Genomic DNA, 25,147 nt, shown 5'->3' on the forward strand with positions numbered 1-25,147 from the left:
GTATCAGATGAAAAAACTTAAATATATTATTGGTGCTGTTATAATAGCCTTTGGAGCCTCCATGTTCTCGGGATGTGTTGACCAGATTAAAGTGGGCGATGGCTTTCTGGAAAAGGCCGAAGGTGAAGATGTGGATGAAGACTTGATTTTCTCTAAGAAAGTATATACGGAATATTTGCTTTGGCAATGCTATGAAGGGCTTTATTCTCCGTTTAAGAATTGCTATACATTGAATTCCGGATTGATGGAAAGTCTGTCGGACATTATGCATTCTGAGTTGGGTTGGGATGATATAGGACGTATGTTCTATACCGGCAATCTTACGGCTGCTAACGCAAACGCAGGCTGGGTGCAGAGCCGTTTTGCCTTCATATCTCAGGGAGGCATTCAAAATATGAGTAACCAGTCCAAACGTTCCATCTGGAATTGTGTAAGAGACTGTGAGTTGCTGATTGACAATATTCATCGGGTGCCCGATATGACCGATGCTGAAAAGGCTCGCTATACAGCAGAAGCCAAAGTAATCCTTGCTACGAAGTATTTGGATGGTATTCGCCATTTTGGTGGTCTTCCTATTGTAGACCATGCTTTTAAAGGAGAAGATCAGATGGAAGAAGGCCGTTCTTCCTTAGAGAAAACGGTAGCATTTACCGTAGGACTTTTGGATGAAGCGATTGCAGAACCTAATCTCCCCTGGAACTTACCGGATGCAGATTTGGCAACTTGGGCAGGACGTATGACAAAAGGTTCGGCTGTGGGCGTAAAGGCCAAACTGCTGCATTATGTAGCCAGTCCGATTTTTAACAATGACACTCCTTATAGCACAGAGCAACCTCAGGATGCTGTTGATGCACGACAGGTATGGTATGGGAACTATGATGTACAGCGCTGGCAGGCTGTGGTTGCGGCTTGTGAACAATTCTTCCAGATGAATGATGTAAATGGCGGCTATTATAAATTAGTAGAAGCATCTTCACCTACTGAAGACGGATATCGCTCCGCTTATCGTAAGGCCTATCGTGCCAGAGGAAATAAGGAAACTCTCGTAGAGGTACATGACCGTGTATATATGACCGATTGGGACCAATCGCCAGCCAATGTTTGGCACTCGGGTGCATGTGCAGCCACGCTGGATTGGATGGAAATGTTTCCTTGGGCAGACGGGAAAGAGTATGACGGGCAGAAATACTATGGACAGAAGCCGGCTGAGAAAGATATCTTTGCTGATAGAGACCCTCGCTTGTATGAAACGATGGTAGTTCAGAAAAGAAATCTTAAATATCAGATTTATGGAGAAGATAACCCTATTCAGATGTGGGTTGGTGGAGAATTTAAAGTTTGCGGTTCAGACTGGGCTTGTAAACCGTGGGGATTTCCTACTTATAAATATGTGCTCGATTTAGGCTCGGATGACCAGGGTGGGCAGGGAACCATTGATGATGAACCGATACAGGTGGCTTATTTGCGTTTAGCTGAGATTTATCTCATTTATGCAGAGGCTTTGGCTGAAACAGGTAAGAATGTGGAGGCCTTGAAACAACTCAATACGGTACGCCGCCGTGTGGGGTTGGGAGATATTGAGGTGATGAATCGTAATTTGAACCTGACTACAGATAAAAATAATTTGATTAAAGAAATCATGCGCGAACGTGCCTGTGAATTGGGATTTGAGTGTGAGAACCGGCTCCATGACATGAACCGCCGTTTAATGGTCGATGACTTTAAAAAACAGCTGCGTGGTATGCGTGTCTATCGTTTGGACGAGCAGGGCAATCGTGTAGAGAAAGCATGGAGTAAAGATAGTGGTGAGCCTTTCCCGACTAATTTTGAATATGAGGCTTATGATATTCAGGGAAGCAACCCTCGTTTTGTGTGGAGTAACCCGGAACGTTGGTCCAATAAATGGATTTTGGCTCCTCTGCCTCCCGAAGAGATCAACAAGAATTATGGTCTAACGCAGAATCCCGGTTGGAATTAATATTTGATTTTAAAATTGCGAACAATGAAAAGACATCATAAAATCTTTAAATTAAGCTTGGCTGCTGTGTGTGCTACAGTCACACTGAATATGAATGCTCAAAGTTCCTTGATTGACTACAAGAATGGTAAAGTCGATTTAGGAATGGGCGTTGAGCAGAGCCAATTGTTTTCTACGGCTGCTACGCAGACTATCAGCGGTGAAGAATTAGAGAAGACTGCTGCAATCTCCCTGAAAGATGCACTTTACGGCAGGTTGCTGGGACTAACTGCTCTGAAGCAGGGTGGCTTCTCAGGCAGTGATGGTTACGGCGCAACGATGAGTATACGTGGTAATCAGACTACCAGCGAGAATAATATACTGATTCTGGTGGATGGGATAGAACGCTCCATTGATTATATGACCATAGCTGAAGTCGAATCTGTGACGGTGTTAAGAGATGCCGCGGCGGTTGCCCTTTATGGTTATCAAGGTGTCAATGGCGTTATTCTGGTAAAGACGAAACGTGGAATAACCGATGGACATCGTTTATCAGTATCTTATGATCATAAATTTACTTTTAATCCTAAGGTGGCCGATTTTGTTGATGCTTATACCTATGCACAAGCCATCAACAAAGCCCGTTCCAACGATGGATTATCAGCAATGTATAACAACTACGAACTGAATGCCTTCCAGACAGGGCTCGAACCTTATTATTACCCCAATGTAAACTGGAAAGACGAAGCCTTCAAGGATATGGGTTCTGAAGATAAACTGAATCTGTCGATGAAAGGTGGTAATGATAAGTTGCAATACTTCGCTATGTTGGATTATACCGATAGTCGTGGTATTCTTGAAGGAACTGACCAAGGTAATTATTCCTCACAACTGAAATTCTCGAAAGCGAATGTACGTGCGAATCTGGACGCTCAATTGACCTCTACTACGACAATGCAGGTAAATGCATTGGGAAGTTTCTTTGAAACGAATCGTCCGAACGGCGCAGACCCTAATGGCTTGACTTGGATGCTTTATCAGACACCGGCTTCCGCTTTTCCGGTGAAGAATGATCCAAATGGGGAGTTGGCTGATGTGTGGGGAGGAAATACGACCTATGGTATGAATAATGTGGTTGCACAGATACAAGGTTCAGGATTCCTGAAGTCTCATGCGCGTATGTTTCAAGGAGATGTTACCTTGAAGCAAGACTTGGGCTTTTGGGTAGAAGGTTTGAGTGTATCGGCCCGTGCCGGTTACAATAACTTCTCGGAGATTTACGAATCAAATGCATTGGGTTATATGTACGGTTACCAGAGATATACATTCGATTCTAATGGTGTACCATCGGGGCTGACAACATATTCTGCAGGTAATAAGACAAACAACCTGGATTATAATTATTACATCAATAAGCATAATCGTTCTTCTTATCTGTCCGTATCTGCCGATTATCAAACTTCTTTCCGTGAAGATGATAACTTCTCAGCATCTTTAATCTGGCATCAGAAGAATACAACATCTAATGGTCAATATATGACTTTTAACCGCATGAATGTGATGGGCTATCTGCATTATGACCTGAAACAGAAATATATGGCAGACTTGGTATTGGCAATGAATGGTTCCAGCCGCTCGTATCCGCAGAAGTGGTCGTTTGCACCGACGCTTTCATTGGGATATATTTATGCTAATAAGGATGATGCTTCGTTCCTGAATTTCGGTAAGGTACGTATGTCGGCAGGCATACAGCATACAGATTATGTACCCATTCAGGGACTTTGGCTGGAGAATTACAATGGTGGCGGTGGCGATTATTATTTTGGTGCCGGTACAGGTTCACAGGGCTGGGGTACTTTCATCGGATATCAGCCGACCCGTACTTTCAATCTGGAGACTGCCTATAAATTCAATATCGGAACGGATCTTAGACTGGCTAAATCTGTGGACGTGAATGTAGATGTTTACTATCAATTGCGTGATGACATTCTGCTTTCTGGTGACGGATTGAACTCATCCGTAATGGGTATTCCTTCCTCGTATGTAAATCAAGGAAGAGTTGCAAGCTATGGTGTTGAAGTGGGAGCTAACTGGGTGAAGAGACTGAACAATGATTTGTTATTTAATGTAGGCGGAAGTTTCACCTGGGGGCGCAATAAGCAACTCCGTACCATTGAGAATGTAGCTTATGATTATTTGTCTGCTGTTGGCGGACGTGTGAATCAGCCCTGGGGACTGGAAGTTGTCGGTTTCTTCAAGGACGAAGAGGATATTGCCAACTCACCCCGGCAGAACTTTGATGTCTGCAAACCCGGTGACTTTAAGTATAAGGATCAGAATGGAGATAAGGTAATTAATGAAGATGATGAAGTGAAGATGGGTTATGATACTTCTATTCCGGAACTGAATTATGCGCTGAATTTGGGCTTTCGTTATAAAAACGTCGGATTTAATGCCATGTTTCAGGGAGCAGGCATGTATACCGCTTATTTGGGAACGACAGGTGTCTGGACTCCCTTGGTAGATGGAGCTAATTTGTCGAAAGAGTATTATGAAAACAGCTGGGATATGAGTAACAACCCTATCTATCCGCGTTTGACGTCACGTACTAACAATAATAACTACCGTGCCAACAACGTGTGGTATAAGAATGTAAATTTTCTGAAACTTAGAAACTGTGAGGTTTATTATTACTTACCGGAGAAATGGACCTCAAAGGTAAGAATGTCTCAGTGCAAAGTATTTGTGAAAGGTGAGAACCTGATGACTTTGACTAACCTGAAAGTGATGGATCCCGAAAATATAGGAACCAATTATCCTACTTTAATGGGAGTGAATCTGGGTGTATCTCTGAAGTTCTAACTGATAAAAATGAATTGATATGAAACTGATTAAATATATTTTAGCAACGGCGCTATTGTCTGTTCTCGGCACAAGTTGTGTGGACTTGAACTATACGGAAGTGACGACAAATGATGAAGATTGGATTTATAAGAGCCCGATTTACGGCATTCAACAATTGGTTACAAGTGTCTATGCCCATTTGCCTAATGGTTTTGACAAGAACTATGAGGGAGGTAGCGGTTCTACTTTGGCTGCGGCTACGGATGAAGCGGAATGTGCTTTGTCCAATTCGAGCGTGCATCGTTTTTACAATGGTGGTTGGAGCCCTAACAATCCTTTCTCGTTCACTTGGGAAAACTCGTATAAAGCTATTGCAGAGGCCAATAACTTCCTGGAGAAGTTGGATAAGATAGACTTGAGTGACTATGCCAGCAATAATGACTATGAAGCGATGAAGAGCAAGTTCGATTTGTTTGAATACGAAGTCCGTTTTTTGCGTGCTTATTATTATTTCGACTTAGTGCGTACTTATGGCGATGTACCTTTCACGCTGAAAACTCTGTCGAATGTAGAAGCAAACCGGATATCACGTACGCCGGCCTTGGATGTGATGAACTGGATTGTGGAAGAGATGGACGCTATAGCAGAATATCTGCCCATCACTTACACCACAGAGCTGAACCCTGAAGTGGGGCGTGCCACTCGTCCCATGTGTCTGGCATTGAAGGCTCGTACACTCTTATATAAAGCATCTCCTTTGTTCAACACTTCCAGTAATAGCGGATGGTGGCTGGATGCAGCAAGAGCTAATCATGATGTGATTAAGTATGCAGCACAATGGGGCATTACGCTTGGCAACTATGCCAAAATCTGGGGTTCTGATAATGGTGACGGTTCAGAAGTCATTTTCGCTTCTAAGCAAGGTGCTTTGAATAGTTGGGAGTCTTACAACTATCCTATTGGTGTAGAGAATGGGCAGGGAGGCATGTGTCCTACACAGACTCTGGTTGATTTATATGAATATAATGATGGCAGTGGACAGACTTTCGGAGAACGTCACGCCAATGCAGATATCAATGTAACCTGTGATAAGCCTTATGCTGAATTGGATCCACGTTTCGGGTTGACTATTGTGAAGAATGGTGATTTGTGGCCCAACTATAACACTACCCCGATTGAAACGTTCGAAGGTGGTATCAATGCTGCTCCATTGCTCAATGCTACTCCTACCGGCTATTACCTGAAGAAGTACTGTGACGGTAACGTAAATATCTCTACCAATGATGCTACTACTGCACCTCACGCATGGGTCATCATGCGGTTGGGTGAATTTTACCTGAACTTTGCCGAAGCCATGTACCGCTATTACGGCAACGCTGAAACTGCCGGTGAATTTGGCCTGACAGCAAATGGCGCTATCAATGCACTGCGCGACCGCGAAGATGTACAAATGCCCCATTGGAGCGGTAATCCTTCCGATTGGTTGCAGCGTTATCAGCGCGAGCGTTTTGTAGAACTTGCTTTCGAGAATCAACGGTTCTGGGATGTACGTCGTTGGAAGTGTGGCTCTGAACTTGCCACAGTGAAAGTGGCTAAGCTACAGAAGAATGCCGATGGTGATGTAGTACTGACTCGCAGGCAAGAGACACGTAATTGGGAAGATAAATATTACTTCTTTCCGATACCGTTCAGTGAAATCAATAAGAATCCGAACCTGGTGCAAAACCCGGGTTGGGGAACTAATAATCAACAATAAATAGAGAAAGAACATGAAAAGAATCATATATAATCTAACTGCACTGGTTTTTGCATGTGTCTATTTAGGTTCCTGTTCTGATGAGGAAGTGATAGGGGCACAGTCATTATCCGTAGCGTCCTTCTATCCGACCATTGTGATGGAAGGAATAGAGGTTACGGTTACGGGTACGGCATTAGAGACAGTCAATGAAGTCGTCTTCCCCGGCGGGGTAACAACCGGTGAGATAACCAAAATTGATGAACGTACTTTGAAAGTGATAACACCGGCAGGAGTAAGTGAGGTAGAATCTGCTCTTGTCTTGAAGTCCGAGAATGTGGAAGTGGCAAGTCGCCAGACGATACGAGAAGCAAAACCTACTTTCTTGTCTTATCAGTTCACAGAGAAAGATGGAGCTATGACCGGCACCGGCATGACGATAAACGGTAAGGACTTGTTGCTTGTGGAAGACGTTGTGTTTATTTTGGGCGACAATAGCCTGACTATTCATGCGCTCGAAATGACGCGTAAGTCGAATACTGCCATTAAGTTGACATTACCTCAGGATACACCTGTAGGCGAAGCCGTGCAGGTAACGATAAGTTTTAAGAACGGTGCAGAGATGGCTTTGCCCGCAATAGACATTCAGAAAGGTTCTGGTGGCGGTTCGTGGGTGCAGCAAGAGGTGCCTATTTATTCCGAAGAGCCTGTTGATGTAGGTTCATGGGCCAACTCTCTACAAATAGCAGCCACTGCTTTTGCCGATGCCAAATTGGATGACTTGATTCGTGTATATATATCCGATTGTGGCGATAATGCTCAGGGTTCATTGAAGAATGGAAGTACTTGGGCGGGATTACTGCCTGAACTTGAATACTTCGATATCATCGGAATGGCAGACATCGGATATTACGAACAGACGGTTACAGAAGAGATACTGTCGCAGTTGCAAGAATCCGGTTTGATTGTTAGCGGACAGAACTATGTAATTCAGAAAGTTTCGCTGTTTACTTCTGTATGGGTAGCAGGGGGAGATGAAGAACTTACCGATCCGATTACTCCGCAGACAATTATGTTGAATGACTTTGAAGAGCATGACGGTCATAACTCATCCTGGGATCATAGCTGGTCGGATGCTGAGGCTACTGAGTTCCCCGTAGACGATAAAGGCAATGTATATCTCCATTTGGTGAAACCTCTTGACGGATGGCTTTTGAACTGTAACCATCAGGATATTGGCACCATATCCGGCATTGAGAACTATGTCATTAAGTTCGACCTCAAGATTGATACCGGTACAATGGGAGCTTCGGAGGCTGCCATGCAGATTGTCTTGGCAGACAAATGGCTTTGGATAGGCCCCGGCCTCTTCCCGGAAACGACGGACGGGAAATGGATAACCGTATCCCGCAACATTTCCGACTTGAGTGCTGACTTGGTAGGTGACTTGGAGATAGGTATGCTGAACAATGGTTTATATGGAGATAAGATACCTCAAGGCTTGTGTATTGACAATCTTCGTTTAGATCCGAAGAAATAATAGTCTGTATAATGAATATTATCACGCGATTTGTAACGAAGTCTAAAGAACTATTTTGTTCTTTATGTAATATAGTGACTGTTCTTGGTTTCTATGCCCTTCTCTGTTCTTGTGGCGGCGGTGATTCTCCGGATACCCCGGTTCCGGATGCACCCCGCCTGCTGGAGAGCAGTCCGGTGAATGGGGAGAAGAACTTGTCTGCCGGTAATTTGACTGTTGTACTCACCTATGACCAGAGGTTAACACTCCCTGCTGATGCCTGTAGTAAAATAACGATAGCAGGTGCTACGGTTTCCGAAGTGTCTGTCTACTTGACAAAGGTGACTATTCTGATTACCGGTCTGGAGAATGGTAAGAACTATGAATTGCTGGTATCGCAAGGAGCCGTATTGGGTCTCGCAGGAGTAGAAGTTCCCCGAACAACCATTTCCTTTAGTACGGCCGAAGCAGCCGGTCCGTCCATAGCCAAATTATGCACTCCCAATCCATTGCCACAGGCTCAGAAGGTTTTTGATTACCTGTTCAGCATCTACGGAGAGAAGGTGCTGTCGGGGGCAATGGCCAACGTTAACTGGAATATAGCAGAAGCGGAACTTGTTAAGCAGACTACCGGAAAATATCCAGCCATTGCATTCTTTGATTATTTGCATCTTTTTGCCTCACCGGCGGATTGGATAGATTATGGCGACATCAAAGTTGTAAAAGATTGGTGGGATGCAGGCGGGCTGATAGGAGCGGGTTGGCATTGGAATGTGCCTAACGTAAAGAACGGCGTAGAATATACGTGTACTCCCGGAGGTGGGAACAAGGGTAGTGACGGCAACTGGACAACCACCTTCAGTGCAAGTAATGCCACGGTAGACGGCACTTGGGAGAACGAAGTGGTGAAGGCAGACCTGGAGAAAATGGCCGGTTATCTGAAGTTGTTGCAAGATAAGAACATACCCCTAATCTGGCGTCCGCTGCACGAGGCTGCCGGCAACATCTATGAATATACAGGTGGAAAGGCCTGGTTCTGGTGGGGATATGATGGTGCCGATGCCTACAAGAAACTGTGGATTTACATGTTCAATTTCTTTAAGGAGAAGGGCATAAACAACTTGATATGGGTATGGACCACACAGACGAAAGACGTTGATTTTTATCCGGGAGATGACTACGTGGACATCGTGGGCCGTGATATTTACAATCAGAAGGATGGAGTAGCCAATGCTGCCCAGTACAGTTCAATCAAGGAGACTTATTCCGGTAAACCGGTGGCATTGAGTGAGTGTGGAAGTGTTGCCACTGTTTCTTCACAATGGAGCGCAGGCGCACGCTGGTCTTTCTTTATGCCTTGGTATCAATATAATGCAACCGGTCTGGATGGGCACGAACATGCCGACGCTGCCTGGTGGAAGGATGCCATGAGCAAGGACTATGTGGTGGCTCGTGAAGATTTGCCTTCGTTCAAGTAGCACTCCGGTGATTTTATTCCGAGTAGAATAAGTTAGGTATAGGATAAAATTGTATTAGAATACGAACAGTCATTCCGCTATCTTTGTGAAGTGAAATGAATAGACCATTGATAAATATGAAAATGAAAACGCTTAGATTAATAACCATGATATTGGCCTCAAATTCTCTTATGGCATGTGGCCCGGCGCAGAAGTCTCAAAAAGACGAGGGCGCCCCTACGCGCACTGCCGAAACGGAGCAGTTGCTTGCCAATCTTAAAAAAGTATCAGCCCGCGGCTTCATGTTCGGTCATCACGACGACACTAACTACGGCATCGGCTGGGATGGTGACGAAGGACGCTCCGATGTAAAGAGCGTCTGTGGAGATTACCCTGCGGTTGTCAGCTTTGACCTGGGGCACATCGAGTTGGGAGACACGGCGAGTCTGGACAATGTCCCGTTCAGCAAAATAAGGAAAGAGATATTGAACCAGTATAAGAGGGGCGGGCTGTCCTCTTTGAGCTGGCATCTGCGCAATCCGAAGACAGGAGGAGACGCGTGGGATGTATCAGATTCTACAGTTGTGAAATCCATCCTTCCCGGTGGAGCAAATCATGGGAAGTTTGTCGGCTGGTTAGAGAAACTGAGCACTTTTATCAACTCCCTGCAAACGGAAGACGGAGTGAAGGTGCCGGTACTTTTCCGCCCGTGGCACGAACATACCGGTAGTTGGTTCTGGTGGGGCGAGAAACTCTGTACGCCCGAGGAGTACAAGCAACTTTGGCACATGACGGCAGATGCGCTTCACGATAACGGAGTGAATAATGTGCTTTATGCCTACTCTCCGGGCTGTGAACCGCAGGATACGGCGCAATATCTGAAGCGTTATCCGGGTGATGATTTGATAGATGTGATTGGCTTCGATACATACCAGTTCGATCGTGATGGATATATTGCCAATTTTGAAAAGTCTCTTGCCATTATAGACAGTATCGGTAAAGCACACCATAAAATCATTGCTATTACAGAGACCGGATACGAAGGCATTCCCGATTCGAAATGGTGGACCGGAACTCTGCTCCCGGCTGTGGAGAAATATCCGATAGCCTACGTATTGGTGTGGCGCAATGCCCGCGAGCGTGTCACCCATTTTTACGCTCCCTATCCGGGGCAAGTCTCTGCCGAAGACTTTGTAGACTTCTACAATCATCCTAAAACTCTTTTTGCGAATGACGTAAACTCTTTGTATAAATAAGAAAAAGACAATCAATATGGAAACTTTTAATGATAAGGTAAACAAACTCTTTCAGGAACACGAGGAGCTGATTGCGAGGAAGAATGAACCCATGGAGGGAGGCAACGGCATCTTCACCCGCTACAAATATCCGGTAGTGACGGCGGCGCACACCCCTGTCTTCTGGCGTTATGATTTAAATGAAGCTTCCAATCCTTACCTGATGGAGCGCATCGGCATGAATGCTGCCCTCAACTCCGGCGCCATCAAGTGGAACGGCAAATACCTGATGATGCTGCGTATGGAAGGCGCCGATCGCAAATCCTTCTTCGCCGTGGCCGAAAGCCCAAACGGCGTGGATAACTTCCGCTTTTGGGACTATCCCGTAACCATGCCCGAAGATGTTATTCCCGCCACCAATATTTACGATATGCGTCTCACCGCCCACGAAGACGGCTGGATATACGGCATCTTCTGCGCCGAACGCCATGACGACAATGCCCCAGTGGGCGACCTCTCTTCCGCCACGGCCACGGCCGGCATTGCCCGCACCAAGGATTTAAAAACCTGGCAACGCCTGCCCGACTTGAAAACCAGGAGTCAACAGCGCAACGTCGTCCTTCACCCCGAATTCGTAGATGGTAAATACGCCCTTTACACCCGTCCGCAAGATGGTTTTATCAATGCCGGAAGCGGTGGTGGCATTGGCTGGGCTTTGGTGGATGATATGACACATGCGGAAGTAAAAGAGGAAAAGATTATTGATTACCGTTACTATCATACTATTAAAGAAGTGAAGAACGGTGAAGGCCCCCATCCCATAAAGACCCCGCAAGGCTGGCTCCACCTCGCCCACGGCGTGCGTGCTTGCGCTGCCGGACTGCGTTATGTACTGTACATGTACATGACGGCTCTGGACGACCCCTCCCGCCTCATTGCCACCCCCGGCGGCTACTTCATGGCGCCCGAAGGCGAAGAACGCGTAGGCGACGTAAGCAATGTACTTTTCACCAACGGCTGGATTGCCGATGACAACGGAAAGGTGTTCATCTACTACGCCTCCTCGGACACGCGGATGCACGTAGCCACCTCCACGGTAGATAAATTGGTGGATTACTGCCTCAATACCCCGGCGGACGGCTTGTCCTCTTCGGCTTCAGTGGAGACGCTGAAGAAACTTATCAGTAATAATTTGCAACTGATGCAAAAATAATATCTTTGCGGTGGTATCAGGCCGTTATTGAACCTATTTCAGTCGTATACTGAATAGGGTTCAATATATGACTGATTGCCCCCCGCCGAGAAGGCATTCGGACACTGTTTTTAAGTTCCGCGTGCGCATGGTTATAAATCTTGATTTTTAATAGTATGGCAACACTGAAAGAGAAAATTGGTTATGGCTTTGGTGATATGTCTTCCTCTATGTTCTGGAAGATATTCTCCTATTATTTGCCTATATTCTATTCTAATATATACGGGCTGAGTCTGGCGGATACGGGCGTCCTGCTGTTGGTAACGCGCATTTGGGATGCGGTGTCCGACCCGATGATGGGCATCATTGCCGACCGAACCCATACGCGATGGGGGAAATACCGTCCTTATCTGCTGTGGATTTCTCTTCCTTTTGCTGTCTGTGGTATATTGATGTTTACCACGCCCGACTTCGGACCTACGGGGAAACTCATCTGGGCATACGTCACTTACATTCTGATGATGACGGTTTATACAGCTATCAATGTTCCATACGGGGCTATGCTGGGAGTGATGACGGATGACTCGGACACGAAGACGGTGTTCTCTTCCTACCGGATGTTCTTTGCATACGGCGGTAGTTTCATAGCCTTGTTTGCCTGGGAGCCGCTTTGCAGGTGGTTCAGGGAGATGACTGGCTCGGTGACCGTCAGTTGGCAATATTCCATGATTGTGATTGCTGCGTTGTGCTTCGTCGTGTTCCTGTTATGTTTCAGCATGACGAGGGAATACGTGAAGAGCGTATCTACGGTTTCTATCGGTAAGGACTTCAAGTCGTTGCTTGCCAACGTGCCTTGGTGGTTGCTTATCGGAGCGGCATTGTGCTCCAACTTGTTCAATACGGTGCGTGGTGCTACGGCCGCCTATTTCTTCAAAGATTACATAGGCGACAGTATATTCCTGAACCTGGGTGATTTCACAATCCTGTTTTATGCCGGGCTGTTCCTGGGTGTGGGAGAGGTTTCCAATATGATAGGCGTGGTACTGGCAGTTCCCCTTTCGCGCGGACTGGGCAAGAAATCCACCTATATCGCCACGATGGCGGCACTGGCGGTATTGAGCATTCTGTTCTTCTATCTGCCTTGCACACCGACGGGCTTCTGGGTGATGCTGATTATGCAAATCGTTATATCTATTTGTACGGGTATCGTTTCACCGTTGATATGGAGTATGTATGCCGACGTTTCGGATTATGCCGAACTGAAAGACGGGACGGCTTCGACTGGGCTTATATTCTCATCTTCATCGATGGCACAGAAGTTTGGCGGCGCATTGGGCGGTGCGGCTGTGATGTGGATATTGGCGTCATTTGGCTACAATACGGCGGAAGGTGCCGTGCAGACAGCGGAAGCGCTGACGGGACTGAATCTGCTGATGAGCTGGATACCTGCCACTGTGGCAGTGGTGGCAATGATAGTCGTGTACTTCTATCCATTGACGAAGAAGCGTGTGGCGGAAATTAATGAGAAGCTGAAAGCAGTGCGGGCAACAGACATAACGGTACAGTAATGAGCTAAATTTATATTCATAACCGGAAAAGAAATAAATGAATCTCGTCAGAAGTTAAACTAAAAACAAAATCTTATGAACATCACGAATCTGCGAAAAGAGATGGAAGAAGAGTTAGTAGGCAACATTCTTCCTTTCTGGCTGAACAAGATGACAGATGAGGTGAATGGTGGCTTTTATGGTCGTATCTCGGGAACCGGAATCTTGATGCCGGAAACAGAAAAGGGCGCTGTATTGAATGCCCGTATTCTCTGGACTTTCTCGGCAGCCTACCGTTTGCTGAGGAAAGAAGAATACCTGTCTGCGGCAACGCGTGCCAAACGCTATGTGATAGATCATTTCTATGACCGGGAGTTTGGCGGCGTCTACTGGTCGCTCGATTATAAAGGTCATCCATTGGATACAAAGAAACAAATCTATGCTATCGGCTTTGCCATCTATGGACTGAGCGAATATCATCGTGCCACGGGTGATGCCGAGGCTTTGGAATATGCTGTCCGTCTGTTTGAGGATATCGAAAAGTATAGTTTTGATTCTTTGAAGAATGGCTATTGCGAGGCTCTTACCCGAGAATGGGGAGAGATTGCCGATATGCGTCTTAGCGATAAAGACGAGAACGAACGTAAGACAATGAACACCCATTTGCATATCTTGGAGCCCTATACCAATTTGTACCGTGTATGGAAAGATAATCGCCTCAAGAAGCAACTTCGCAATTTGATAGAATTATTCACGGATAAGATTCTTAATCCTAAGACAGGACATCTGGAATTGTTTTTCGATGACAATTGGCGGAGTAAGTATCGCATTGTTTCTTACGGACATGATATAGAAGCTTCCTGGCTGATACATGAAGCCGCTTTGATTCTGGATGATAAAACTTTACTGGAAAAGGTAGAACCTTTAGTTGAGTTTATTGCCGCCGCGGCTGATGAAGGACTGACACCTGACGGTGCCATGATTTATGAAACTTTCCTGGATAGGCAGAAGACCGATACCGACCGTCATTGGTGGGTACAGGCAGAAAATGTGGTGGGACATGTCAATCTTTACCAATATTTTGAAGATGAAGTAGCATTGCAGAAAGCATTCCGTTGCTGGGACTTCATCAAGAAGCATTTGGTGGATTACGGGAACGGTGAGTGGCATTGGAGTGTACGTGCTGACGGCACGGTGAATATTGAGGATGACAAGGCCGGATTTTGGAAATGCCCGTATCATAACGGACGTATGTGTATGGAGATAATGGAACGTTTTTCATAAAATGGTTTAGAGGTTAGAATGAGAAGATTGATTGGATTTTGTGTTGTGTTATGGATAGGGATTGCGTTACAGGCGCAATCTCTTTATCCTGATTTCAGTAAGATGAATTTCGGTTGTGATGGGAATAGCATCACGGCAGGTGAACAATGGTCGAAGACGGTGGTTGATCTGCTTGGATTTGCCACCCATCATAATGTAGCGGTAGGTTCTGCAACCTGGGCCTGTCATTCCGATACACAGGATTATGGAAGTGCAGGTTTTGCAGGGATATCCGGTGGTTGGCGTCCCACAGAAGACAGCCATGAATTGCAGATGCGGCATAATAATGTTTCTAAGGTTCACATCCAGAAATTCATTGCCGAAGTGGAAAACGGGCAATATCCCGTTCCCGACGTCTTTGTCTTCTCTATGGGGACAAATGATAAGAACCTTGGTTCTGCCGAAGAGTCCTTGAAAGGTAAGACTCTTGCTGAAGTGGACGTTACCACTATGGCAGGTGGTGCCCGTTGGGCTATACAGACCATTCTGGAACATTATCCTAAATGTCGTGTTTTTGTTTGTACCCCTATTCAGACCGGTGATGTAACCCGCAATGAACGTAATCTGGAGAAGATTGCCATTCTGCGTGAAATCTGCCGTGCTCTTTCCGTACAACTGATAGATTGTTACTCCAATAGTGGTATAACCGAGAAATTCGAACAGCCTTCGGGCAGAGGACGATATCTGCGCGATGGCTTACATCCCGATAAAGAAGGGCAGGAGTTGATGGGGCGTTATATTGCGAAAGAAATACGGAATAATTTCTTTTAGGTGCGGGCTGATTTCTTTCTGTAGGGTTATGAGTTAAATGATAAATAATCTTTTAGACGCGGATGACACGGATGACGCGGATCTTTTTTTATTTTTTATAGCGCAGCCTTTTAAATCCTCGTCATCCGCGTCTAAAAAATAACATACCGAATGGCGCTAATCACTTATCACTAAACACTAATCACTTTTGTTCTTTTCTAATACATTATGAATTAATTCCGCCAACAGGTTATATAGGGAATCTTTTCAAGACGCTTTCTTAAGCCACTTTTCGTCAAGCAACCGGAGTGCTTCCGCCTTGTCCGTTGCCTTGACCACCAGCGACACATCATTCTCATCACTTCCGTAAGAAATCATCTTCAGCGGAATATTCTTCAATGCGTCCATAATCCGTGCTTCGGTTTCGATGCACGATGATTTCATGTTTCCTACCACAGAAATGATACTCATCTTATCTTCCACCCATATCCGGGCATACTTATTCAGTTCCCGCAGGATGAGAGAAAGAAAGTTCCTGTCATCTGTGGCTACGGATATGTTATCGTTGGATGAAGTCAGCAGACAGGGCATCGTCTTATATTTGGCGAAGATATCGAAAATCTTGCTGATGAACATATAAGGCCGGAGTGTATGGTTCGATTCGAACCGGATGTATGTGATAGAATCTTTGGTAGCGACTGCCTTTACCATGTTTCCGTTCAATCTGTTGGCGGATATATAAGTCCCTTCTGATGCCGGATTCATTGGGTTGAGCAGACGGATGGGAATATTCTCTTTCCATGCTGTAGCCAGACAAAGCGGGTGCAGGATTTGGGGATTAAAGTAGATGAGCCGTTCAGCTTCACTGAAACTCAGTTTTTTTATGGTGTCGGCATCTTTCACTATCAGTGTATCGTTGCTGTGTATATCGATATCTGTCCATATCCGTATTTCCTCTGCCTGTATAGCTGTCCCTATTAGGGCGGCGGTGTAGTTACTTCCACCTTGTTTCAGATAATCGGTCTCACCAAAAGCATTCCTGCAAATGCTTCCCTGTGTGAGAAACAGATGTGTATTGGGGTATGCTTTACATATCTCTTTCACCTTTTGGCTGATATATTCCTCATCCGCTTCCCCGTTCATACCGGTGCGTATGAAGTCGAAAGCACAAATCACGCTGTTGTCCATTCCTTGCTCCTGTAAGTAGAATCCCAGCAAGGTGGATGTCAGTAACTCTCCTTGTGCCAGAATTTCTTTTTCATCGGTAGAGTAGAAAGGTTCCATACTGTATTTCCATATTGCTTGGAAACAGTCAAGAATGCCCCGGGTGGCTTCGTGCTTGATAGTGTCGTTCGTAAGTAGTTCATTGGCAAAGTCAATGAACTGGAATTCCAGTCGGGTTATTTTGTCGTGTGCTTCCTCTATGTTTCGGTTGAAGAAGCTGGCAGTTACCTCGCCCAAATGTTTGGTAACATCTTTGGGAGCGGATAGTACGACTATTTTAGACGTATTGTCTTGAATCAGTTTTGCCACATGTTGCATACCTCTTACGGATGCGGTTGCATTTCCATCGAATTTGTAGATTTTCATATTCTTCTTTTTTTTAGTTATTAATCAAATCTTTTTGTGAAGCCCCCTTGCCATTTCAGAATGATTTTATCAAAATGGAAGGGAAACTCCCCGCTGCCTGTTTGCTCTTTTCTGCTCTTATCTCCTCTTATCTCCTTGTACTAATGGAGTTAAGTTGTAAAATCAGTTTCGAGGTTTTCAAGCTCTCTACTATAAAAGTTCAAAAGATGTGCCGCTCGTATTCGGGAAAAGTTTTATATTTGCACACCCTGTTTTTACCATTATCAGTTTAAATACTTATCCAAATAAGATATGAGTAAGATTTTAATCGTTGATGACGAGGTACAAATCCGTACCCTTTTAGCGCGTATGATGGAGTTAGAAGGATATGAAGTCTGTCAGGCTGGTGATTGCAGGGCTGCCCTGAAACAGTTGGAACTGCAAAGTCCAGATGTCGCTTTGTGTGATGTTTTTCTGCCCGATGGAAATGGGGTAGACCTGGTGTTGGCTATCAAGAAAGCTGCACCCAATGTGGAAGTCATTCTCCTGACGGCTCACGGCAATATTCCCGATGGCGTACAAGCCATCAAAAACGGAGCTTTCGACTATATCACCAAAGGAGATGATAATAACAAGATTATTCCCCTTATCAGTCGTGCGGTAGAGAAAGCCGCGATGAATGCCCGTCTTGAAAAGCTTGAGAAGAAGGTAGGGCAGGCGTACTCTTTTGATTCTATCCTGGGAGAGTCCAAATCTTTGAAAGATGCTGTTTTACTGGCGCAAAAGGTGTCGGTGACTGATGTACCTGTATTGCTGACCGGAGAGACGGGAACAGGTAAGGAAGTGTTTGCGCAGGCCATCCATTATAGTAGCAAGCGTGCGCGGCAGAATTTTGTGGCTGTAAACTGTTCTTCGTTTAGCAAGGAGTTGTTGGAAAGTGAGATGTTTGGTCACAAAGCAGGTTCCTTTACAGGGGCGTTGAAAGATAAGAAAGGGCTTTTTGAGGAAGCGAACAATGGAACGATCTTCCTGGATGAAATAGGTGAAATGGCCTTTGAATTGCAAGCCAAACTATTGCGGATACTCGAAACGGGAGAATATATAAAGATAGGAGACACCAAGCCGACACGCGTCAATGTGCGTATCATAGCCGCAACGAATCGTAATTTGCCGGAAGAAATAGCCAAAGGACGTTTCCGGGAAGACCTGTTTTATCGTCTTTCTGTATTCCAGGTGCATCTGCCGCCATTGCGTGAGCGTGCAGGAGATATCCGTCTGTTGGCAAAGGCTTTCGTGAAGAACTTTTCCACACAACTTTCCCGCCCGGTAACTGAAATAACTCCTGACTTCCTCGCTACTTTGGAGTTACAACCGTGGAAAGGAAATATCCGCGAACTCCGTAATGTGATAGAACGCAGTCTTATTGTTTGCGAAGGCGAACAGCTGACTATTGCCGATCTGCCACTTGACATCCAGAATGCCCACTACGAACTGTCGGATGAAGAGACACCTGGCAGCTTCGAGCTTTCGGCTATGGAACGTCGCCATATTGCGCGCGTGTTGGAGTACACGAAGGGGAATAAGACGGAGGCCGCCCGCTTGCTGAAAATAGGTTTGACTACGCTGTACAGGAAGATTGAGGAATATAGAATATAGCTTGTATTCACAATCAGATCTGATATGACAATAAGATACCAAAACGGGATGTTTTGCTGCTGTATGTTGGACTTTCATCGTTGTTAATAATAAGCGCTCCCGCTGGAAAGCTGCTTCTGGAAGAATATAACATTAGTTTATAAGGATTATATCATCTATTGGCAGCCCACAGATGATCTATTCAGCCCATATATATCATCTGTTTTAATCAAACAGATCATCAATTTCACTCAAACGGATGATGTAATTCGCAAAAGGGCTACACCTTTTGCTTCATAAGGCTACACCATCATCACCAAAAGGCTACACCATCTTCCCAAAAGGGTGTAGCCCTGTCAAAAAGCGGCCGATATTTCTCTATTTCAAATAAGATAAGCAACGGAGCTAAATAATCGATTTTATGGAAATACACCATATGTGTAATTAATAAGAATGAAATAAAGAGAAATAAGTTTCTAAAACATGCTTTCTTTTATTGTTTTGAATCATACGGTATTTTCCTGATAGTAAATTCTTGCGTTTTTTTGAAGCACAACAAGGATGGGCACGAAAGAAAGAAATCTCAGATATTACGATTTACATTTTGACATTTTGATCAAGTTGCACTAAGTTCGATAGAAAAGTTCGATGTATGCATTGGGGATATCGGGCGATTCGGAATCAGACGGAAGTCGCCCAATGATATTGTTTCTTTTCCTTATTCTTTCCCTCTATTCTTTTCAAAATAGATAATACCTTTTCATTTTGAAAGGGTGCTCTTTAAGGGAGTACCCTGATTCGCTTGTTGCATGAATCTGTTTATTAGATATTTATGAATTTACCCATCCTTCTGGCACGCTATTGGCACATTACCTTCCGATAAAATAAATAGTATTAATTCAATAAAGGTAAAAACATGGGAATAACGATTTCATTTATTTTCTGCCTGCTGAGCGGCTTGTTCGCTTTCTGGCTGTTTTGGAAATGTGTGGACTGGTTTGAAAAGATTTAAGAAGGAGAGAGAATTATGTATACAGCATTATTTGTATTGGGTATTGCGGTTTTCGGGTATTTGATTTATGTACTTGTGAGACCGGAGAAGTTTTAAAGTAGAAAGAAAATGAACACAGAAATTTTAGGCGTAGCGTTGCAAGTCATCCTGATGGTGGTATTGGCTTATCCGTTGGGAAAGTATATTGCAAAAGTCTATAAAGGACAAAAAACATGGTCGGACTTCATGAAGCCGGTCGAGAGATTGATATTCAAAGTTTCCGGCATCAACCCACAGGAGGAGATGAACTGGAAACAGTTCTTGAAAGCATTGCTGATATTGAATGCTTTCTGGTTTGTGTGGGGCATGGTACTGCTGGTTACTCAACACTGGTTGCCTCTGAACCCCGACGGTAATGGGGCGCAGACTCCGGATCAGGCATTCAACACTTGTATCAGTTTTATGGTGAACTGTAACTTACAGCATTATTCCGGTGAAAGCGGATTGACTTACTTTACGCAATTGTTCGTCATCATGCTGTTCCAGTTTATTACGGCGGCAACGGGTATGGCGGCTATGGCAGGTATCATGAAATCCATCAGTGTAAAGACAACGAAGACAATAGGTAACTTCTGGAACTTCCTTGTATTGAGTAGTACACGTATCCTGTTGCCTCTTTCCCTGATTGTGGGCTTTATCCTGATTCTTCAGGGCACTCCGATGGGATTCGACGGCAAGATGGAGGTGACTACGCTGGAAGGACAGGAACAATTGGTATCGCAGGGACCTGTGGCAGCCATTGTGCCTATTAAACAACTGGGTACCAATGGTGGCGGTTATTTTGGTGTAAACTCTTCGCATCCGTTGGAGAATCCTACGTATCTGTCCAATATGGTAGAATGTTGGTCTATCCTGATCATACCGATGGCAATGGTTTTCGCACTTGGTTTTTATTCCAATCGTAAGAAACTGGCTTATAGTATATTCGGTGTAATGCTCTTTGCCTATCTGGCGGGTGTCGGCATCAATGTCTATCAGGAGATGAACGGCAACCCGCGTATTGACGAACTGGGTATTGCGCAGGATGGCGGAGCGATGGAGGGAAAAGAGGTGCGGCTTGGTTCTGCCGCAACAGCTTTGTGGAGCATTACGACCACTGTTACTTCCAATGGTTCGGTGAATGGTATGCACGACTCTACGATGCCGCTCAGTGGTATGATGGAGATGCTGAATATGCAGATAAATACCTGGTTCGGTGGTGTCGGGGTAGGTTGGATGAACTACTATACGTTCATAATCATAGCTGTGTTTATCAGCGGACTGATGGTAGGACGTACACCGGAATTCCTCGGAAAGAAGGTGGAGGCACGCGAAATGAAGATTGCGACCGTTGTGGCGTTGCTTCATCCGTTTGTGATCCTGGTAGGAACGGCTCTGTCTACGTATCTGTTTGCCCATCATCCCGATTTCGTGGCGAGTGAGGGCGGATGGCTGAATAATCCGGGTTTCCACGGGCTGAGTGAGCAATTATATGAGTTTACTTCGTGTGCAGCTAATAACGGTTCCGGCTTCGAGGGACTGGGAGATAATACTTATTTCTGGAATTACGCTTGCGGTTGGGTACTTATCCTGAGTCGATTCATTCCAATCATCGGTCAGGTGGCCATTGCGGGATTACTGGCGCAGAAGAAGTTTATCCCTGAAAGTGCCGGTACGCTGAAGACGGATACGGTGACATTTGCTGTGATGACTTTCGCGGTTATCTTCATTGTGGCTGCCCTGTCATTCTTCCCGGTGCATGCGTTGAGTACGATTGCCGAACATTTTAGTTTGTAATTCATAATTAGTAATTAGTAATTTCATAAGATGAAAGATAAGAAATCAGCTTCTTTGTTTCAAGAGGAGCAAGTTATGGAAAGCTTGAAGCAATCATTCGTGAAGTTGGATCCACGGGTGATGATTAAGAATCCGATTATGTTTACGGTGGAACTTGTGACGTTGGTGATGCTGGTGGTCTGCATCCTCTCGCTGGGGACTACGGAATATGGAACATTCGGGTACAACTTCCTGGTGTTCGTTGTTCTCTTTGTTACTCTGTTGTTCGCTAACTTCGCTGAGGCTATTGCCGAGGCTCGTGGTAAGGCCCAGGCCGACAGCTTGCGCAAGACGCGTGAGGAGACTCCCGCTAAAATTCTGATTGATGGCAAAGTTTGCAATATCAGTAGTGCACGCCTGAAGAAAGGCGATTACTTTATTTGCGAAGCCGGCGATACGATTCCGGCTGATGGTGAGATTGTAGAAGGACTGGCTTCCATTGATGAAAGTGCTATTACAGGCGAATCTGCTCCGGTAATCCGTGAGGCGGGTGGAGATAAGAGTTCTGTAACCGGTGGTACGAAGGTGCTTTCTGATAAGATAAAGGTATTGGTAACCCAACAGCAGGGTGAGAGCTTCCTGGATAAGATGATTGCATTAGTGGAAGGTGCTACCCGGAAGAAAACACCGAATGAAATAGCGCTGACTATCCTGCTGGCAGGTTTCACACTGGTATTCGTGATTGTTTGTGTCACACTGATTCCAATGGCGGATTATACAAATATAGATCATCCGGGAACGTACATCTCGATTGCAGCTATTCTCTCCCTGTTTGTTTGCCTGATACCGACGACAATCGGTGGTCTGCTTTCCGCTATCGGCATTGCAGGTATGGACCGTGCGCTTCGTGCCAATGTGATAACGAAATCGGGTAAGGCAGTGGAAACGGCCGGTGATATTGACACGTTGCTGCTGGATAAGACGGGAACTATTACAATCGGTAACCGTAAAGCTACGAAGTTCTATGCAGCTCCCGGTGTGGACGAACGTGATTTTATTGAGGCTTGCCTGCTGTCCTCCATCTCCGATGAAACGCCGGAAGGTAAATCAATTATAGAACTGGGACGGGAAACAGGTCGCCGTATGCGTGACCTGAATACTACGGGTGCCCGGATGATTAAGTTCACTGCTGAAACAAAGTGTTCAGGCGTGGATTTGCAAAATGGTACTCAGATACGTAAAGGTGCTTTCGATGCTATCCGTAAGATTGCGGAGAGTGCCGGAAACAGTTTCCCGAAAGAGGTGGAAGATGTGATTGCTGCAATTTCAAGTAACGGCGGTACACCGTTGGTAGTGTGTGTCAACCGGCAGGTGGCTGGCGTTATTGAGTTGCAGGATATCATTAAACCGGGTATTCAGGAACGTTTCGAACGCCTTCGCAAGATGGGAGTGAAGACGGTAATGGTGACCGGAGATAACCCGCTGACTGCAAAGTACATCGCAGAAAAGGCTGGTGTGGATGATTTTATAGCTGAGGCTAAGCCGGAAGACAAGATGGAATATATCAAGAAAGAGCAGCAGTCCGGTAAACTGGTGGCAATGATGGGAGACGGTACAAATGATGCTCCGGCATTGGCACAGGCAAATGTGGGTGTTGCTATGAATAGCGGTACGCAGGCTGCAAAGGAAGCCGGTAATATGGTGGACTTGGACAATGATCCTACGAAGTTGATTGAAATCGTGGAAATCGGTAAACAGTTGTTGATGACGCGTGGTACGCTGACTACGTTCTCTATAGCAAATGACGTGGCTAAATACTTTGCGATTATTCCCGCTTTGTTTATGGTAGCCATCCCTCAGTTGGCACCGCTGAATATCATGGGGCTGCATAGTCCTGAGTCAGCCATCCTTTCAGCTATAATCTTTAACGCTATCATTATTCCTATATTGATTCCGTTGGCACTGAAAGGAGTACAGTATAAACCGATTGGTGCCAGTGCATTGCTTCGCCGCAACTTGCTGATTTATGGCTTAGGCGGTGTCATTGCACCCTTTATCGGAATTAAATTAATAGATATGATTGTCAGTTTATTCTTTCAATAAATAAAAACAGTAATGAAAACATTATTCAAATCCCTTAAAATAACACTTGCATTTTGCGTGTTCTTCTCTGTATTCTATATCCTTATCCTGTGGATATTTGCCCAGATGGCAGGTCCCAATAAGGGTAATGCGGAAGTAGCGACCCTGGATGGTAAAGTTGTCGGTGCCGCTAATGTTGGGCAGATGTTCACAAAAGACATCTACTTCTGGGGACGCCCTTCCCATGCCGGTGACGGTTATGATGCTACCAGTTCTTCCGGTAGTAACAAAGGCCCTACCAACGAAGAATATCTTTCGGAAGTAGAAGCCCGTATCGACACTTTCCTCGTACACCATCCTTATCTGAACCGTAAAGATGTTCCGGCAGAAATGGTAACCGCCAGTGCTTCGGGGCTTGATCCGGATATTACTCCCGCCAGTGCTTATGTACAGGTGAAACGCGTAGCCCAGGCACGTGGCATGGATGAGGCACAAGTAAAGGCTCTTGTAGACAATGCAGTGCAGAAGCCGCTTCTCGGCCTTTTCGGTACGAAGAAGGTGAATGTACTGAAACTGAATATCGCATTGGAAGAAGCGAATAAGAAATAACTTTAGGTTGGTAGAGAGGCGGACAGATTCCATTCATATTTTGCCATGGTGATGTCTAAAACAGGGTGAATGGAACGCTGCCTCTCTTTTTAAAAGACAACTTTACTTTAAAAAAGATTGAATGAATTATGAAAAGATTAAGAAACAATATTTTTGCGACAGCAGCAGTTGCTGTTGCCTGTATTTTAGGAACTACAAGTGCAAAGGCTCAGGAATTTACTGTGCAGGGTGATTTAGTCAGCTCTTACGTCTGGCGTGGTGTTTATCAGACCGGAGCAAGTTTCCAGCCGACTTTAGGATTCAGCATAGGTGATTTTTCTGTGACAGCCTGGGGCTCGACAGACTTCGATGGTAATAAATCTTCAGAAGGACTGGCAAGCAAGGAGATAGACCTGACGGCTGCTTATGCTTTAGGTGAATCAGGACCCACACTGTCCGTAGCAAGTCTATGGTGGGCAGGTCAGGGAGCCGGGAAGTACTTCAACTTCAAGAGCCATGAGACTGCTCACTTCTTTGAAGCAGGTTTGGCTTATACGTTGCCTTGCGAGAAACTTCCTTTGTCTATGGCATGGTATCTGATGTTTGCCGGTGCCGATAAGAATGAGGAAGGTAAGCAAAATTATTCTTCCTATTGCGAACTGAACTATCCGTTCAGCGTGAAGTCGGTAGATTTGAATGCAACTGTAGGATTCGTTCCTTATAAAACTTATACGGTAGGATATGGAAATTCCGGTTTTGCTTTTACCAATGTAGCGTTGAAAGCTACCACGGCTATCAGGATAACAGATTCGTTTTCATTGCCTATCTTTGCGCAAGCTATCTGGAATCCATGTTTGGAGGACGCTCATTTGGTATTTGGTATAACGTTGAAACCGTGATAACTAAAG

The 25,147-nt window shown here is 45.2% G+C and carries 17 protein-coding genes; 16 read left to right on the forward strand and 1 reads right to left on the reverse strand.

Translation table 11 applies throughout. The features are described from left to right. The first annotated feature begins 7 nt into the window (after positions 1–7). The 10 genes from DW036_RS02345 to DW036_RS02390 all read left to right on the forward strand — a co-directional run bounded on the left by DW036_RS02345 (position 8) and on the right by DW036_RS02390 (position 15,580). A complete protein-coding gene (locus DW036_RS02345; RefSeq protein ID WP_158585935.1) occupies positions 8–1,978 on the forward strand; it encodes a RagB/SusD family nutrient uptake outer membrane protein in 1,971 nt (656 codons plus the stop codon). A gap of 24 nt (positions 1,979–2,002) precedes the next feature. Further along, positions 2,003–4,819 carry a SusC/RagA family TonB-linked outer membrane protein gene (locus DW036_RS02350; RefSeq protein WP_118460993.1) on the forward strand — a complete coding sequence of 939 codons (2,817 nt, stop codon included), beginning with the start codon at positions 2,003–2,005 and terminating at the stop codon, positions 4,817–4,819. 19 nt (positions 4,820–4,838) lie between these two features. Continuing rightward, the gene (locus DW036_RS02355; protein WP_118460995.1) at positions 4,839–6,557 is read left to right on the forward strand and encodes a RagB/SusD family nutrient uptake outer membrane protein; all 1,719 of its coding nucleotides are present in this window, start codon (positions 4,839–4,841) and stop codon (positions 6,555–6,557) included. Positions 6,558–6,570: 13 nt separating this feature from the next. After that, on the forward strand, positions 6,571–8,076 hold the full coding sequence (locus tag DW036_RS02360; protein ID WP_118460997.1) for a glycan-binding surface protein: 1,506 nt from the start codon (positions 6,571–6,573) through the stop codon (positions 8,074–8,076). Between the two features lie 11 nt (positions 8,077–8,087). After that, on the forward strand, positions 8,088–9,533 hold the full coding sequence (locus tag DW036_RS02365) for a glycosyl hydrolase (RefSeq protein WP_118460998.1): 1,446 nt from the start codon (positions 8,088–8,090) through the stop codon (positions 9,531–9,533). A 122-nt stretch (positions 9,534–9,655) separates the two neighbouring features. Then, positions 9,656–10,768 (forward strand): glycoside hydrolase family 26 protein, encoded by a 1,113-nt coding sequence (locus DW036_RS02370; RefSeq protein ID WP_118461191.1) that lies wholly within the window; start codon positions 9,656–9,658, stop codon positions 10,766–10,768. Positions 10,769–10,784: 16 nt separating this feature from the next. Then, positions 10,785–11,960, forward strand: a complete 1,176-nt coding sequence (locus DW036_RS02375; RefSeq protein ID WP_118461000.1) for a glycoside hydrolase family 130 protein — start codon at positions 10,785–10,787, stop codon at positions 11,958–11,960. 155 nt (positions 11,961–12,115) lie between these two features. Further along, positions 12,116–13,507, forward strand: a complete 1,392-nt coding sequence (locus DW036_RS02380; RefSeq protein ID WP_118461002.1) for an MFS transporter — start codon at positions 12,116–12,118, stop codon at positions 13,505–13,507. A 75-nt stretch (positions 13,508–13,582) separates the two neighbouring features. Further along, positions 13,583–14,770: an AGE family epimerase/isomerase gene (locus tag DW036_RS02385; RefSeq protein WP_118461004.1), complete on the forward strand. Its 1,188-nt coding sequence runs from the start codon at positions 13,583–13,585 to the stop codon at positions 14,768–14,770. 18 nt (positions 14,771–14,788) lie between these two features. Then, on the forward strand, positions 14,789–15,580 hold the full coding sequence (locus DW036_RS02390; RefSeq protein WP_118461006.1) for a GDSL-type esterase/lipase family protein: 792 nt from the start codon (positions 14,789–14,791) through the stop codon (positions 15,578–15,580). Between the two features lie 246 nt (positions 15,581–15,826). Here DW036_RS02390 and DW036_RS02395 read toward each other — a convergent pair whose 3' ends face one another. Then, on the reverse strand, positions 15,827–17,149 hold the full coding sequence (locus tag DW036_RS02395) for an aspartate kinase (RefSeq protein WP_118461008.1): 1,323 nt from the start codon (positions 17,147–17,149) through the stop codon (positions 15,827–15,829). Positions 17,150–17,440: 291 nt separating this feature from the next. Between DW036_RS02395 and DW036_RS02400 the strand changes: the two genes are divergently transcribed. From DW036_RS02400 to DW036_RS02425, 6 genes are all read left to right on the forward strand, one after another. Beyond that, a complete protein-coding gene (locus DW036_RS02400) occupies positions 17,441–18,784 on the forward strand; it encodes a sigma-54 dependent transcriptional regulator (protein WP_118461010.1) in 1,344 nt (447 codons plus the stop codon). A 1,006-nt stretch (positions 18,785–19,790) separates the two neighbouring features. Further along, the gene (gene kdpF / locus DW036_RS26220; RefSeq protein ID WP_081450799.1) at positions 19,791–19,871 is read left to right on the forward strand and encodes a K(+)-transporting ATPase subunit F; all 81 of its coding nucleotides are present in this window, start codon (positions 19,791–19,793) and stop codon (positions 19,869–19,871) included. 12 nt (positions 19,872–19,883) lie between these two features. Next, on the forward strand, positions 19,884–21,590 hold the full coding sequence (gene kdpA / locus DW036_RS02410) for a potassium-transporting ATPase subunit KdpA (RefSeq protein WP_118461012.1): 1,707 nt from the start codon (positions 19,884–19,886) through the stop codon (positions 21,588–21,590). Between the two features lie 30 nt (positions 21,591–21,620). Then, entirely contained in the window at positions 21,621–23,672 is a 2,052-nt protein-coding gene (kdpB, locus tag DW036_RS02415) for a potassium-transporting ATPase subunit KdpB (RefSeq protein ID WP_118461014.1), read from the forward strand. Between the two features lie 12 nt (positions 23,673–23,684). Next, complete coding sequence (locus DW036_RS02420) at positions 23,685–24,260, forward strand: K(+)-transporting ATPase subunit C (RefSeq protein WP_118461015.1); 576 nt, start codon at positions 23,685–23,687, stop codon at positions 24,258–24,260. Positions 24,261–24,388: 128 nt separating this feature from the next. Continuing rightward, positions 24,389–25,138 carry a TorF family putative porin gene (locus DW036_RS02425; protein WP_118461017.1) on the forward strand — a complete coding sequence of 250 codons (750 nt, stop codon included), beginning with the start codon at positions 24,389–24,391 and terminating at the stop codon, positions 25,136–25,138. Positions 25,139–25,147: the final 9 nt, after the last annotated feature.

The sequence above is a fragment of the Bacteroides sp. AF39-11AC genome (assembly GCF_003474285.1).
In the GTDB taxonomy this organism is placed as follows: Bacteria; Bacteroidota; Bacteroidia; order Bacteroidales; family Bacteroidaceae; genus Bacteroides.

Bases quoted from the DNA above. Each gene is read 5' to 3' on its own strand.
- DW036_RS02345 (WP_158585935.1), top strand. From the start codon at position 8: ATGAAAAAACTTAAATATATTATTGGTGCTGTTATAATAGCCTTTGGA.
- DW036_RS02350 (WP_118460993.1), top strand. From the start codon at position 2,003: ATGAAAAGACATCATAAAATCTTTAAATTAAGCTTGGCTGCTGTGTGT.
- DW036_RS02355 (WP_118460995.1), top strand. From the start codon at position 4,839: ATGAAACTGATTAAATATATTTTAGCAACGGCGCTATTGTCTGTTCTC.
- DW036_RS02360 (WP_118460997.1), top strand. From the start codon at position 6,571: ATGAAAAGAATCATATATAATCTAACTGCACTGGTTTTTGCATGTGTC.
- DW036_RS02365 (WP_118460998.1), top strand. From the start codon at position 8,088: ATGAATATTATCACGCGATTTGTAACGAAGTCTAAAGAACTATTTTGT.
- DW036_RS02370 (WP_118461191.1), top strand. From the start codon at position 9,656: ATGAAAACGCTTAGATTAATAACCATGATATTGGCCTCAAATTCTCTT.
- DW036_RS02375 (WP_118461000.1), top strand. From the start codon at position 10,785: ATGGAAACTTTTAATGATAAGGTAAACAAACTCTTTCAGGAACACGAG.
- DW036_RS02380 (WP_118461002.1), top strand. From the start codon at position 12,116: ATGGCAACACTGAAAGAGAAAATTGGTTATGGCTTTGGTGATATGTCT.
- DW036_RS02385 (WP_118461004.1), top strand. From the start codon at position 13,583: ATGAACATCACGAATCTGCGAAAAGAGATGGAAGAAGAGTTAGTAGGC.
- DW036_RS02390 (WP_118461006.1), top strand. From the start codon at position 14,789: ATGAGAAGATTGATTGGATTTTGTGTTGTGTTATGGATAGGGATTGCG.
- DW036_RS02395 (WP_118461008.1), bottom strand. From the start codon at position 17,149: ATGAAAATCTACAAATTCGATGGAAATGCAACCGCATCCGTAAGAGGT.
- DW036_RS02400 (WP_118461010.1), top strand. From the start codon at position 17,441: ATGAGTAAGATTTTAATCGTTGATGACGAGGTACAAATCCGTACCCTT.
- kdpF (WP_081450799.1), top strand. From the start codon at position 19,791: ATGTATACAGCATTATTTGTATTGGGTATTGCGGTTTTCGGGTATTTG.
- kdpA (WP_118461012.1), top strand. From the start codon at position 19,884: ATGAACACAGAAATTTTAGGCGTAGCGTTGCAAGTCATCCTGATGGTG.
- kdpB (WP_118461014.1), top strand. From the start codon at position 21,621: ATGAAAGATAAGAAATCAGCTTCTTTGTTTCAAGAGGAGCAAGTTATG.
- DW036_RS02420 (WP_118461015.1), top strand. From the start codon at position 23,685: ATGAAAACATTATTCAAATCCCTTAAAATAACACTTGCATTTTGCGTG.
- DW036_RS02425 (WP_118461017.1), top strand. From the start codon at position 24,389: ATGAAAAGATTAAGAAACAATATTTTTGCGACAGCAGCAGTTGCTGTT.